The 12,727-nt window shown below is 54.2% G+C and carries 15 protein-coding genes; all 15 read left to right on the top strand.

All coding sequences use genetic code 11. The features are described 5' to 3' along the window. The first annotated feature begins 259 nt into the window (after positions 1–259). The 15 genes from AC3A5O_RS06585 (at position 260) to AC3A5O_RS06655 (ending at position 12,719) form a co-directional block, all read left to right on the top strand. A complete protein-coding gene (locus AC3A5O_RS06585) occupies positions 260–934 on the top strand; it encodes a hypothetical protein (RefSeq protein ID WP_122569406.1) in 675 nt (224 codons plus the stop codon). Beyond that, positions 935–1,354, top strand: a complete 420-nt coding sequence (locus tag AC3A5O_RS06590; RefSeq protein WP_487753014.1) for a cytidine deaminase-like fold-containing protein — start codon at positions 935–937, stop codon at positions 1,352–1,354. Continuing rightward, positions 1,354–1,752 carry a DUF6911 family protein gene (locus tag AC3A5O_RS06595; RefSeq protein WP_163006896.1) on the top strand — a complete coding sequence of 133 codons (399 nt, stop codon included), beginning with the start codon at positions 1,354–1,356 and terminating at the stop codon, positions 1,750–1,752. Before AC3A5O_RS06590 ends, AC3A5O_RS06595 begins: the two co-directional genes overlap by 1 nt. 155 nt (positions 1,753–1,907) lie before the next feature. Next, positions 1,908–2,240, top strand: a complete 333-nt coding sequence (locus AC3A5O_RS06600; protein WP_122569271.1) for a hypothetical protein — start codon at positions 1,908–1,910, stop codon at positions 2,238–2,240. Positions 2,241–2,402: 162 nt separating this feature from the next. Next, positions 2,403–2,954: a DUF6990 domain-containing protein gene (locus AC3A5O_RS06605; RefSeq protein ID WP_305468141.1), complete on the top strand. Its 552-nt coding sequence runs from the start codon at positions 2,403–2,405 to the stop codon at positions 2,952–2,954. A 10-nt stretch (positions 2,955–2,964) separates the two neighbouring features. Further along, the gene (locus tag AC3A5O_RS06610; RefSeq protein ID WP_305468139.1) at positions 2,965–3,678 is read left to right on the top strand and encodes a hypothetical protein; all 714 of its coding nucleotides are present in this window, start codon (positions 2,965–2,967) and stop codon (positions 3,676–3,678) included. 90 nt (positions 3,679–3,768) lie between these two features. Further along, complete coding sequence (locus AC3A5O_RS06615) at positions 3,769–4,215, top strand: hypothetical protein (protein WP_305468137.1); 447 nt, start codon at positions 3,769–3,771, stop codon at positions 4,213–4,215. 69 nt (positions 4,216–4,284) lie between these two features. Continuing rightward, complete coding sequence (locus AC3A5O_RS06620) at positions 4,285–4,641, top strand: hypothetical protein (protein ID WP_305468136.1); 357 nt, start codon at positions 4,285–4,287, stop codon at positions 4,639–4,641. A gap of 57 nt (positions 4,642–4,698) precedes the next feature. Further along, positions 4,699–5,346 carry a hypothetical protein gene (locus AC3A5O_RS06625; RefSeq protein WP_305468135.1) on the top strand — a complete coding sequence of 216 codons (648 nt, stop codon included), beginning with the start codon at positions 4,699–4,701 and terminating at the stop codon, positions 5,344–5,346. A 29-nt stretch (positions 5,347–5,375) separates the two neighbouring features. Further along, positions 5,376–5,990 (top strand): GAD-like domain-containing protein, encoded by a 615-nt coding sequence (locus AC3A5O_RS06630; protein WP_305468134.1) that lies wholly within the window; start codon positions 5,376–5,378, stop codon positions 5,988–5,990. Between the two features lie 52 nt (positions 5,991–6,042). Then, positions 6,043–6,912 carry a hypothetical protein gene (locus AC3A5O_RS06635; RefSeq protein ID WP_305490968.1) on the top strand — a complete coding sequence of 290 codons (870 nt, stop codon included), beginning with the start codon at positions 6,043–6,045 and terminating at the stop codon, positions 6,910–6,912. Positions 6,913–7,415: 503 nt separating this feature from the next. After that, positions 7,416–9,023 carry a tetratricopeptide repeat-containing response regulator gene (locus AC3A5O_RS06640; RefSeq protein ID WP_305468130.1) on the top strand — a complete coding sequence of 536 codons (1,608 nt, stop codon included), beginning with the start codon at positions 7,416–7,418 and terminating at the stop codon, positions 9,021–9,023. Continuing rightward, positions 9,016–9,708, top strand: coding sequence for a sensor histidine kinase (locus AC3A5O_RS06645; protein WP_092205395.1), 693 nt, complete (start codon positions 9,016–9,018; stop codon positions 9,706–9,708). Before AC3A5O_RS06640 ends, AC3A5O_RS06645 begins: the two co-directional genes overlap by 8 nt. A gap of 337 nt (positions 9,709–10,045) precedes the next feature. After that, positions 10,046–11,287, top strand: coding sequence for a glutamine synthetase family protein (locus AC3A5O_RS06650; RefSeq protein ID WP_305492450.1), 1,242 nt, complete (start codon positions 10,046–10,048; stop codon positions 11,285–11,287). Between the two features lie 70 nt (positions 11,288–11,357). Continuing rightward, the gene (locus AC3A5O_RS06655) at positions 11,358–12,719 is read left to right on the top strand and encodes an MFS transporter (RefSeq protein WP_122569264.1); all 1,362 of its coding nucleotides are present in this window, start codon (positions 11,358–11,360) and stop codon (positions 12,717–12,719) included. Positions 12,720–12,727 lie beyond the last annotated feature (8 nt).

Raw genomic sequence — 12,727 nt, forward strand, 5'->3', positions numbered from 1 at the left:
TGTGCTGGGGCGCATAGCCAAGGGGCCACTCGTCTCAGATGAATACGAGTTGAATGGCATCCGTGAATATGTTGAGCGCGGCGATGCATTTGCGAAGCCATCAATGCCTGTACCGAATAGTGACAACGTTACGCGTAGTAGCTCCGAATGGATGGCCGTCACACGAGCCCACAAGGTATTGGCAACCGCACCAGATAATCCGCAATGGCTTCTGGAATTGGCCCATTGGCTGCGCTATTACCAAGTAGGAATTTGGCAGTTGTTCTTCTGGGCGGGCCAGTTCGACATTATTGCCAAAGCGGCAGGCAATGATCGACGCCGCCAAAACTACAGCATCCAAACCGCCACCAATATGATGGCCGCCATGGCGATTCTAGGCTGGAAGGATGCCGTCATCCATCAGGGCTATCTCACCCATGCGGCTCTCAACCGTGGGCATCAATTAGTGATTGAGTACGAAGAGCAACACCGCCGCGCCCAAGCCTTTATGCTGCGTGTGTTTGCCGATTGGGTGGGCGATGTCTCGCATCAATGGCCTGCTTATGCTTACGACGAACCTATCTACGAAGCCTTGTTGGCCAAGTGGCGCACTCCCAGCCCCGACGACCTGATGCCCTGCCTGTTGGCCGCGTGTGACCGCCACACTTGGCAAACCGGCAAAGAGAGCCAGAAGAATTCCTACGACTTCAATCAGGACTGGCACTTGGAGCGCGTGCCGGTAGAAATTCTCTATATCCTGCGCCTGCGCCAGTGGGAAGGTTTAGCCAATCCGCAGAAGATTGATCATCCGCTGCTGGCCGCGCCCTTTGACAAAATGCCGCCCGAGCAACCAGTGCCTGAGTTGGACGAGTTAATGCAAGGTGTGCTCAAACGCGCGAGGGAAGACTGGCCACAGTACGATGAAGTGCTGTCTTTGCCAGCATTGAAGAGTTGAATAGGGGCAAAAGCAACTAATCCGAAGGTAAAAGCGGAGGGTGAGGTCAATGGCCAAGTGTTCACCGATGTTAACCAGACGGCCAGACCTGACTCTCAAGCAAAGCCTGATCAGCCGACATTGATAGCTGATCGTGTAAATACAAAAATAGAATCATCTGGTAAACCTTTGCCTAACGCAAATATGGCAACTGCACATGCGGAAATTGGGGTCATACAGCAAGCCCACGATGCCGGGAAAACCCAAGGGGCCGCTATGACTCTAAAAGTTGAGGGGCAAGCTGTGTGTGGTTATTGCCGAGGAGATATTGCAGCGGCCGCGGAGAAGGCCGGCTTAAAGTCCCTTGAGATTAATGAGATTGCTACGGGTAAAAGGTTATATTGGAGACCCGGTATGCGTTCTGTTAAGGAGCTAAATTAATGAAGAACTATACTTTATCGTGGGTGGTTGGTGTCGGTGATCAGGCGAAGGGGGGGAATAAAAAACTGCCTGCTTGGCAAGATGTTGAATTTCATTTAGATGAAATTGAGAAGGAGGGCGGTTCTCTTACCTTGAATGTTGTCGACGGCCCGGATGTGGGGCCACAGTTGTTGCAAGTTTTTTCGGATAATGGTAGGTATGTTTTGTCTTTGGGGGAAGATGATGGTGAGGATTATATTGTGCGTTCTTATTTTAATTCAGGGCTTAAAGGCAGTGAATATGAAATTCTAGGTAATAATTGGAGTGGTGAACTGGTCTGCTTGAATTTTTCCGTCGTAAAAGATGCGTTTGAAGAGTTTTTTCTGACCGGGAATGTTAGTCGAAGTTTGTTGAGTTGAGCGTTTGAGGAAGTGGTTGTCGTTTTTAGGGGGAAGTAAGGGGGAAGAGGACTGGTTTATTAAATTTTTAGGTTTTCAGGTTTCCAAATAAATCTGTTTTCGTTTCTTTTGTCCTATTTTCTTGCTTTTCTTGGTCCCCTTTTCTTGGGTAATTGATGCGTAACGATAGTGAAATTTATAATGGTATTGGCGCAATTTTATTCGATGTCGCTCCAAAAGGGGCGTGTAAGGTTGTGATGCGCGCGCAGTTGGCCCAGGAGGCGGATAGCTGCGAGTACGAATATGATTTCGTAGATGGGCAAGGTAACGTGTCTTGGTTTACCGCTGGAGGGCGTGCAAATACGGATATGCTGAAGCTGTTGGTGGAGCTCCGACATTGGTATTTTGAGAATAAGCTAACGGCAGGTATGTCTGTTTGGAGTGGTTGCGAAGTAACGATTGACTTGGGTGAAGGAAAAATTGGGATTGAATTTATATATTCGCAATGAGTAGGGGGAGTTGTGAGTCTTAAGTCTCTTGGGGAAAGAGGCGGGGCAGGTCGCAATAGAAAAAGGAGATTTATTGTTTGGATGAAGAGGAGTGGGTGTGTTTGATTATTTGGTTGCTAAATAAATTTTCCTCTGTCTTATAAGCTTTTCTGGGGCAAAGTAATGGAAAGGGAAGATGTTATCTTAATCTTGAGCGAGCAGGGCTGGGTTTGTAGCAAGGATGAAGTTGGTGATTATTTTTGTGTCACTGATGTCGGAGGAGCCCAACTTCAGATTATCCCATCTGTGGGGAAGCGCTCGGACCATTTTCGGGTTTCGCTTATGTCCTCCATTTCGTCCAAAGAGTTTTCGGAGGCTGTTTCTATCATATTGGGTGATGGCGGTGATAATGCTCCGATTATAGTTAGAAATGAAGCTCCGGAGAAACTGTCTAGTTTTTCTAGTGATGATGTTATTAGGCTGTCTGAGAAGGCTATATCTTGGGCTCGCTCTCAGAATATTGACGAGGGGTTGACAGTTTATAGGAAACTGCCAACTGAAGCTAAAGGTGCAATGCCTATCCGACATTTGGCGGCTCTAGCAATAGCAGGTGATATTGGGCGCTTAGAAGAATATAAAAAGAGTTTTGAGAAGGGCGACAGGCTCGGATTTGTGCCTTACATTACTTTCGATATGATTGAGCGAGCACTCATGATAGCTAAAGAAAGTAAATAATCAGAACCCCATGAGTGCAGCAGATATAGAGCTATGGTTTTATGCATGTCCTGACAGAACTTTATCTATAAAACAGCGGCATGCTGAAGTGATGGATAGGATGTCTCGGATTGGTGCTCCTTTAGGGTTCGCAGGTCTTGAGCTTCCGGCCGCCCCGAGTTGCGGCGACGGGTTGATTGCTACCTATACAGTTAAACTTCCCCTCAGAGGGCTTCGGTTTGTGGGGGACTATGCGTATCGTGGTGATCGATACCTATATGAGGATAGGGCCTCTTATGACGAGCACTTGCGTTTTGGATTTAAAATATCAAACAAGGCTGTTGATTATAAGCTTGTTGTGAATGAGTATTTGCCAAAAGTGATTGAGGCGTTTAAGGGGTATAAGGCTCATGTGTCCTATGATTTGTATGGTCTGTATTATCAAGGAGGGTTGAATGATGATAGCTTGGCTTACAATCGGTTGCGTGAGGATAAAACTATAGATGTTGATGGGCGCAACAATATTTATACGCTATTTCCTGCCCAGTTCTGGGATGCAGCCCTTTGTCAGCGTGCTCTAGGCTATGGCCCTGATGAAGTCATTGCACGACTGCAAGGCAAGTGTCGTATGGCGGTTCGGCTGATGGATGGGGTTTATTTGGTTCTCAATGATGACCCGGGCATGTCCTATGAAACCTTTGTGGAAATGAATGAACAGATCAAGCCGATCTTGGGGTTGGTCTAGCGGGCAGATATTGAAGAAACGTAGAGAGATTATTTGGGGCAGCCGGGGGCAATGTACCGGCATCATTAAGCCATTGTCCAGGGTTAAGCAATGATCATGCGTTTAGAGGAGGTGGAGAAAGGCCTTGTAGAAAAGCTGAAAGTAGCCAGTGAAAAACAGCGACGAAGTGCGGTAAAGGTAGCCTGTGAGCTTGCTTTTCAGGCCTGCCCAGTAGACGGGCCTATTGTTCCCGAGTCCCTTAAACAACTATGTCTTGGTAGTAAGCTCACGGCCGAGCAGGTTTCTGGGCTAGATAATTTGGCTGCGCAGTTAGATGAGCAGTATTTTGACTTGCAAGACAGCCAGAATGAGGGGCAGAACTTAGATGCAGAAGTCCTTCGGTTGTTTAGCCAGGCGCGTGTTGTATCGGCACTGTCGTTAGCCGGCGGAGAGGATTCGCTTATGACAGCAGCCGAAGCAATATATGAGGCATCATCAGCTGTTGATGATAGAGTTTATATTTTTAAATCCGTACTCTTGGTTTTGCCAGAGTCTTGATGGGGAAAGGGGGTGTTTAACTATTCGGTGTTTAAATAAAGCTGTCTTCTTTTTATGGAGGGTTTTGTAATGATGTTGAAAATTGATTTCCCCCAAAATTTGATTACGGATGAGCTGCTCCGACAGGAGCGGATTCCTTGTGTATGCAAGATAGCCAAAGAGTTTGAGGTTTTTTTTGCGGAAACTATTCCTGAATCGTCTGGAGTGGTGTTGGAGTGGGATCGGAAAGAGTTGGAGTTGAGAGCTGTCGCTGGGGCGGGCGGTCAGTACACACATCATGGTTCTGGTTTGATTACCCTGAAAGGCGCTGGGAATGGAGTTTATGAAATAATTGATCTTGAGATGTTTTATAGGAGTTTTGGTTGGTGTGCGATCTTGAAAAATAGTGAATATGCACCGCCAGGGGACTTTTGGGATGAAGAGTGAAAGCTATGGCTGCGCAGACTTATTGCTGTCTCTGTCAAAGGATGGAAAAAATTAGGCATGAACTCTTTATTGTCGGAATGGTGTGCCTACTGTGAAGGCAAGGCATTTTTTGATAAGGCTCATTTTCTAGGTTTGTTGAAGGTACACAGTAGCGCGGAGGAGCTTAAGCGTATATTTAGCTACTTTCCTTTTTCGGAAGAATTGGTCGATAGAGCTGGGCGCGTTCTGGCCGCTGGAGAGATGGAAAGCTCTCTTTATCTCTTGCCCAAATGTAGGGTGGAGAAAAGCCAGCTGATTCGGTTGGGTGGGGAGTGGTTGAAGGAGCAAGAAAGGGCATGTGGTGTGCTTGGCAATTTGGAAATTTTCGAGCTTTGCCATAACGCTCAAATATTTTTTGTTGATGCGCAATATATGGAGGGTGTGCTTCAGCAAGATATTCCTCATTACTGGTTGTTTGATGAGGTCGGCGATGCAATCAGGGGAAGTAGGATTGCTGAGAGCGAGCAGGTTTATGCGTTGTTTGAGGCGCTCTATGGGGTGGCTGCGGACTATTATCTTGCTTGGTATATTGGGCGGCCTTTGTTTAAGTTTGATATTGATTTAGAACCCTATTTTAAATTCTGGCGGGCTGGCGGAAGGTGTGCTCTTACTGAGAGTGGATTCTTAGTGGCTAACCAGGAGCAAGGTGGTCAGGTCAGTAGATAAAACTTGGTGTTGAGCTACGGGGGCACAGGGTGCGCGACGAAGATTTTGAGTGTTTCATTGGTGTAATGGGTGAAGCAACATCACATCGGCAGGTGCCTGGCTCCCATATTGTGAAATATCGGGGGATACTACCGGACGCGTTGCTCACCTATTGGCAGAAAGAAGGTTGGTGTGGGTATGCCAATGGACTTTTCTGGACGGTGGACCCAGACGATTACAAACACCTGCTCGATATGTGGTTAGCCGGTACTGAATTTTCGCAGATAGATAATTACCACGTTATTGCCCGGAGTGCTTTTGGAACGCTGTATGCTTGGGGCGAGAAATACAATCAGAAAATTGTGGTTTCATGTCCGACGGGGTCTATCGTCGCGTTGATGAATAAACTGAAAGTGCCTAATAAAGATCCGGATCTAGCCATTCAGACGTTTTTTGCTATGTCTGATAAGGAACGTTATGATCTGGAGGATAATCAAGGTGAGTTTTTATTTGATCGAGCGCTAAAAAAATTGGGTGCACTTGACGAGAGTGAGGTCTACGGTTTTGAGCCGGCATTGTTTGTTGGAGGGACGGCTTCGCTGGATCAGTTGGTTAAGTGCAATTTGAAGGTTCACTTAACGATCCTTCGACAGATGCGTTCATGAGTGAGCACGGTAAGCGGAAGGTCGTTTATTGGCGTAAAAGGAGCACATCGAAATGGATGCAATCAACGTCCGGCTTCATCAGCACCGGCACTGGCTGTCACAGTCGGAAGGCATGACGGCTCAAGAGCTTGATTTTATCGATGAGGACCTTGCCAGCGACTCATTAAACGGATTGGACAATGTGGCTGATTCGCTGGGGATGTTGGCGACCTATCACGGCATTCGGGGCGAAGTCGCGATCAGTGATGGAGAGGCTTCTGGCTGGGAGCAGGTCTCTCGCTCGATGATGTACCGTTATTGGACGCTGATGCTCAAGGCGAAGACTTTCTCCAAAACGAGTTTTCTTCAAGGCCTCCGAACCGTCCCGAACCTGACTAACCAGTTGAGTATTGCTGGGTGCTTGCTGGCCGGGTTGATAGCGGTTGATCGTCGTGATCTGGCTGCATCCGTGGCCGATGTGCTTGCCGGAATGTTGTCTGTCAAAGGCGCCGTCGATTCGAGCTATCTTGAACGGCGTCGATTTGAACCTTTCATGCTCTGGCTTTATTCAGTCTATTCGCAAGGTGCTGCGCTTCCAGAGATCAAGTCGATGGATCTGGGGATTTATCAAAACGTGATAGACGAATGGAAAAATGAGCAGGGGCTTGCTGATGCACTGGAAGCGCTTTGTCGATATCACTTATCCCACGCTGAGGACGACGGTGGGGCGTGGGACCCTGAGTTCAAATACGCGCCTTTCGATTTGTTGCCCTTGGAGGTCCACGCCATTTTTCAGGTTCGGCAGCAACTTGGTTTGGCTGTTCCAGCTGTTTCGAGTCCTTTGTTGTCCACAGAGACGGCCGCAGTAGAAAACCTGGTCATCATTTCTGATCAGCTTGCTATTCGGGTGGAGACGGCCTACGAGCGTTTCTTCGGGCTTTAGACGCAGGCGCGACCCTTTTTTCAGTTAAGCAATGACATGCGGTGAGCTGAAATGAAGTATTACTTGTTGCGGGAAGATGTGCAGTTTCCCGAACGCTGGTATTTGGGCGATATAAAACACTGCAACAACTGGCTCTTCCCTTCGTGGCGAGGGAGCTTGCTCCCGCTCGGTTGCGTAGCCGCCGCCAAAAAACAGGTCCGCTGCGCGGCCCAGCGGGAGCAAGCTCCCTCGCCACAGGGTCTGTGGTTAGCTGATCCTTCGCACGCGGCTTCTCCCACACCTTCCCCTTAACGGAACGCCATCTCCTGCCGATAACCCGATGAGCCCGGTTGTCTTCTGCGTTTTGGCTCGCAATGTGCGTCACGACACAGCCAGGCCAAGCGGTTGCTGAAATCCCTTGAACGTTGCTGGCTGGTGGCTATCATCTGCGCGCCTCGGGGCTGTGACACGGCGTTTCGTTGTTATGCCATTGGGTTATTTTCTTACTTGCCTGGACATCCTCGATGCTGGCGTACCACCAAAAAAGTTTTCTGATCGTCGATGATTTCTCGGATTTCCGCAGTTCGATCCGCTCCATGCTGCGTGAGCTGGGCGTCAAGGACGTGGACACCGCCGACACCGGTGAAGTGGCGCTGCGCATGTGCTCGCAGAAGCGCTATGACTTCATCCTGCAGGACTATCACCTGGGCGACGGGCGCAAGAATGGCCAGCAGGTGCTCGAGGACCTGATGGTCGAGAAGTTGATCAGCCATGAAAGTGTCTTCCTCATGGTGACCGCCGAGACCAGCCAGGCGATGGTGCTCAGTGCCCTGGAGCATGAGCCGGATGCGTACCTGACCAAACCGTTCAACCGCTCCGGCCTGGCCCAGCGGCTGGAACGGCTCGAGCAGCGCAAGACCCTGCTCAAGCCGATCCTGCAGGCCCTCGATCGTGGCAAGCCGATGGAAGTGCTCAATGCCTGCATCGCCCTATGCAAGCAGGACCCGCGCTACGGGCCGTTGTGCCTGCGTTATCGCGCCGATGCGTTGCGTGACCTGAATCAGAACGAGGCCCTGGAGCGACTGTACAACTCCATCATCGCGGATCGCCCGTTGCCGTGGGCCTACGCGGGGCTGGGCAAGTTGATGTTCAAGCGCGGCCAGGTGGGGCAGGCCAAGGCCGTTTATGAAAAGGCCCTGAAAGTCTTTCCGATGATGCCTGCGTTGTACGACGGCATGGCCGAAGTGTTGATGGCCGAAGGTGACACCAAGCAGGCGCAGCACGTGCTGGAAGAGGCGGTGCGCCTGTCGCCGCTGGCCGTGCGTCGCCAATCGTTGCTGGGCAAGCTGGCGATGACCAACGAAGACTACGACACGGCTTCCCGGGCCTATCGCCAGGCGGTCGGGCAGGGCGCGCAGTCGCGCTTCAAGGACCCGGAAAGCAACCTCGGCCTGGCCCATGCGCTGATCAGCAAGGGCAGCGAAAAAGGCCTCGACACGCGGACCCGGCTGGAGATCAACACCACTCTCAGCGCCGTGGCGAAGGAAAACCTCAACGATCCGGGGTTGCAGGTGCGGGCGCGGCTGATGAAGGCCACCAGCCTGTTGCTCAACGATGCCGAAACCGCCGAGAAGCTCACTGAACAAGCCTTGCAACGCCTCGATGGCATGGAGCAGTTCATGAGCGCCGAGGCCGCATTACTGGTGGCCAAGCAGTTGCAAATGCTTGGCCAGACCAGCGCCGGCGAGTCGATGCTCAAGAACTGCGCGGAAATCTACGGTGATGACCCGACGGTGATGCAAGGCATCGCCAAGCTGACCGACGACCCGAACATCCTCAACCAAGGCAATGCCGCCGCCGAGCTGAACCGCGAAGGCGTGCGGGTCTACAAGACCGGCGCATTGCCGGAGGCGCGGGAGCTGTTCCGCCGCGCGCTGAAGATGCAACCGAAGAACATCAGTATTGCCCTGAACATGGCGCAATCGCTGCTGCATGGCACCGACACCAGCGTGGAGTCGGAACTGCTGCAGGAGTGCCGCGCCTGCCTGAAACTGGTGGGCATGATGCCCGACACCGATGCGCGTTTTGCGCGTTATCAAAAACTGCGAAGCAAGGCATTTGGCGATGAATGACAGCGAACAGGCCCTCGATTTTTCCACGGTGATCGCGTCGACCGTGCACGACATGAAAAACTCCCTGACCTTGCTCATGCAGGCGCATGGGCAATGGCTCGAGCGCTTGCCCGAATCCGAGCGGCAGACCTCGGAGCAAGGTGTCATTGAGTTCGAGTTCGCCCATCTCAATGGCCTCATGGTGCAGTTGCTGGGGCTGTACAAGCTCGGCGTCAACCAGTTGCCGTTGCACCCGGCCTACCATGAGCTGGACGATTTCATCGAGGCGCAACTGGCCGGTCATCAGGATGTGTTCCGCAGCCGCGGGATCATGGCCACCTACGACGTCGATCCGCTCAGCCCCTTGGGCTTTTTCGACCGTGAGCTGGTGGCCTCGGTGCTCGACAACTGCATCAACAACGCCATTCGCCATGCGCGCCAGGCGCTGTTGATCAGTGTGAGCGACGAAGCCGGGCAACTGGTGCTGACCATCAACGACGACGGCGACGGTTACCCGCCAGAAATGATCGAGCGTCAGGCCGAGTATGTGCAGGGCATCAACCACAGCAGCGGCAGCACCGGGCTGGGCCTGTACTTCGCCGCGCGGATCGCCGGCCTGCACCAGCGCGGCGGCGTGAGCGGGCGGACCGAGATTGCCAATGGCGGTGTGTTGGGCGGTGGGGTGTTCCGGCTTTATCTGCCCTGAACATGCCCTCCATAAATACCCCTGTCACCACAAATCCCCTTGTGGGAGCGGGCTTGCTCGCGAAAGCGGTGCATCAGTAACATTTGCTGACTGATATACCGCTTTCGCGAGCAAGCCCGCTCCCACATTTTCCGCACTCGGTGTTTATTGCCTCCGGGCGCTTGATATTCCGAACAGCCGGAGCCTATTTTGTACGGGTTGCCGTTCGCGGCTCGCACATAACAAGGATTGCGTCATGACGACCGATGGCCAGCGTTCACTCGCGCAGCGACTGACGGGCATTGATGAGATTGAATGTGTCACGCCGGATTTGAATGGCGTGCCGCGGGGCAAGGTGATGACTGCCGAGGGTTTCCTCGAAGGCCGGCGGTTGCAGCTGGCGCGAGGCGTGCTGCTGCAATGCATCATGGGCGGTTATCCGCCGTCGCGTTTCTACGGCAGCGACGACGGCGACCTGGCGCTGGTGGCCGACCCGAAACAGATCCACCGCCTGCCCTGGAGCCAGCAGCCCCGTGCCCTGGCAATCTGCGACGCCGACGAACTGACCGGAGAAAGCTCCCGGCTCTCGACGCGCGGCCAGCTCAAGGCCGTTGTCGCACGTTATGCCGCCCTTGGCCTGGCGCCGGTGGTGGCGACCGAGCTGGAATTCTTCGTGTTCGCCCCCAACCCCGACCCGACCCAGCCGTTCCAGCCGCCAATGGGCCTGGATGGACGTCGCGAAGACGGCCACTCGGCATTCAGCATCAGTTCCAACAATGGCCTGCGCCCGTTCTTCAGTGAAGTCTATGCCTGCATGGCGGCGCTGGGCTTGCCTCGCGACACCTTCATGCATGAAATGGGCGTGAGCCAGTTCGAGATCAATCTGCTCCACGGCGACCCTTTGTTGCTGGCCGACCAGACGTTCCTGTTCAAGCACCTGCTCAAGGAAGTGGCCCTCAAGCACGGCCTGACCGTGGTCTGCATGGCCAAGCCCCTGGCCCACACGCCGGGCAGTTCGATGCATATCCACCAGAGCGTCGTCGAGGCGGACAGCGGTCGCAACGTCTTCAGCGACGAAGCGGGTGAACCGACGGCCGCGTTCCGGCATTTTATCGGGGGGCAACAGGCGTGCCTGGCGGACTTCACCGCGTTGTTTGCGCCGAACGTGAATTCTTACCAGCGCCTGTGCCACCCGTTCGCCTCACCGAACAATGCCTGCTGGTCCCATGACAATCGTTCGGCCGGCCTGCGGATCCCTGCCAGCTCGCCGGTGGCCCGGCGGGTCGAGAATCGCTTGCCCGGGGCCGATGCCAACCCCTACCTGGCGATCGCCGCCAGCCTGGCCGCCGGGCTGTATGGGATCGAACATCACCTGGAGCCGAGCGCGGCGATCCAGGGCGAATTCGAAGTGCCGGATAATCTGTCGCTGCCATGTACCTTGCATGCCGCCCTGGAGCGTCTGAAGCGTAGTCATCTGGCGAAGGAACTGTTCGGCACGGAGTTCATCGAAGGCTACATCGCTTCCAAGACCCTGGAGCTGACCAGCTTCTTCGATGAAATCACCCCCTGGGAGCGACGTGTCCTGGCGGCCCAGGCATAAAGAACCGCCGCATTCGGGCTATCTTCAATAGATAGCCCTTACTCACCGCAAGGAGCCGCTCGGAACGCCGATGCGCCAAATCTGGAAACCTTTTCGAGCGCTTTATTTCGCCTCGCTGATGATGTTGATCGGCTCGGGCCTCTTGAGTACTTACCTGGCCTTGCGCCTGGCCGCCGACCATGTGGACAGCCTCTGGGTCGGTGCGCTGATGGCCGCCAACTATTTCGGCCTGGTGCTGGGTGGCAAGATCGGCCATCGGCTGATCGCCCGCGTCGGGCACATCCGCGCCTATTCGGCCTGCGCCGGGATCGTCGGGGCGGCGGTGCTGGGCCATGGCCTGGTGGACTGGCTGCCGGCCTGGATCGTGCTGCGGATGATCGTCGGCCTGGGCATGATGTGCCAGTACATGGTCATCGAGAGCTGGCTCAACGAACAGGCCGATGCCAAGCAACGTGGCGTGGTGTTCAGTGGCTACATGATCGCCTCCTACTTGGGCCTGGTGCTGGGCCAGTTGATCCTGGTCATGCACCCGTCCCTGGGGCTTGAGCTGCTGATGCTGGTGGCGCTGTGCTTTGCCTTGTGCCTGGTGCCGGTGACACTGACCCGGCGAATTCACCCGGCGGCGCTGCATCCGGCGCCCATGGAGCCGCGCTTCTTCATCAAGCGGGTGCCGCAGTCATTGAGTACGGTGCTGGGCTCCGGGCTGATCGTCGGCTCGTTCTATGGCCTGGCGCCCCTATATGCCTCTCAGCAGGGCCTGTCGACCGAGCAGGTCGGTCTGTTCATGGGGAGCTGCATCTTTGCCGGGTTGCTGGTTCAGTGGCCTCTGGGCTGGCTGTCTGACCGTTACGACCGGGCGCTGCTGATTCGCTGCTTTGCGCTGGTCCTGACGATCTGTGCACTGCCGTTGGCGATTCTTCCGACGGTGCCGTTGGAGGTGCTGTTCGTCGCCGGGTTCTTCTGTTCGCTGGTGCAGTTCTGCCTGTATCCGCTGGCGGTAGCCTTTTCCAACGACCACGTCGAAGCTGATCGAAGGGTGTCCCTGACTGCGATGCTGTTGGTGACCTATGGCGTTGGCGCCAGTATCGGGCCGCTGGTGGCCGGCGTGCTGATGAAGATGTTCGGCAGTCAGATGCTCTACGGCTTTTTCGCCTTCTTCGCCTTGGTACTGGTGTGGCGGATCCGGCCGAAAGCAGTGACCAACCTGCATCAGGTCGATGACGCGCCGCTGCATCACGTGGCAATGCCGGACAGTATGTCGAGTTCGCCTTTGGTGGCGTGCCTCGATCCGCGGGTGGACGAGCAAGTGGTCCAGGAGCAGATGCAGACGCCGATCAATCCGGAGGTGGAGCCCGAGCCCGCCACTGAAACCGCGGCGGAAGCTGAAGTGCAGGACCCTGAGCCCCCCAGCTTTACCCAGGCCAGGCCTTGAAACAGACA

The organism is Pseudomonas sp. Soil_N_39 (assembly GCF_057655955.1).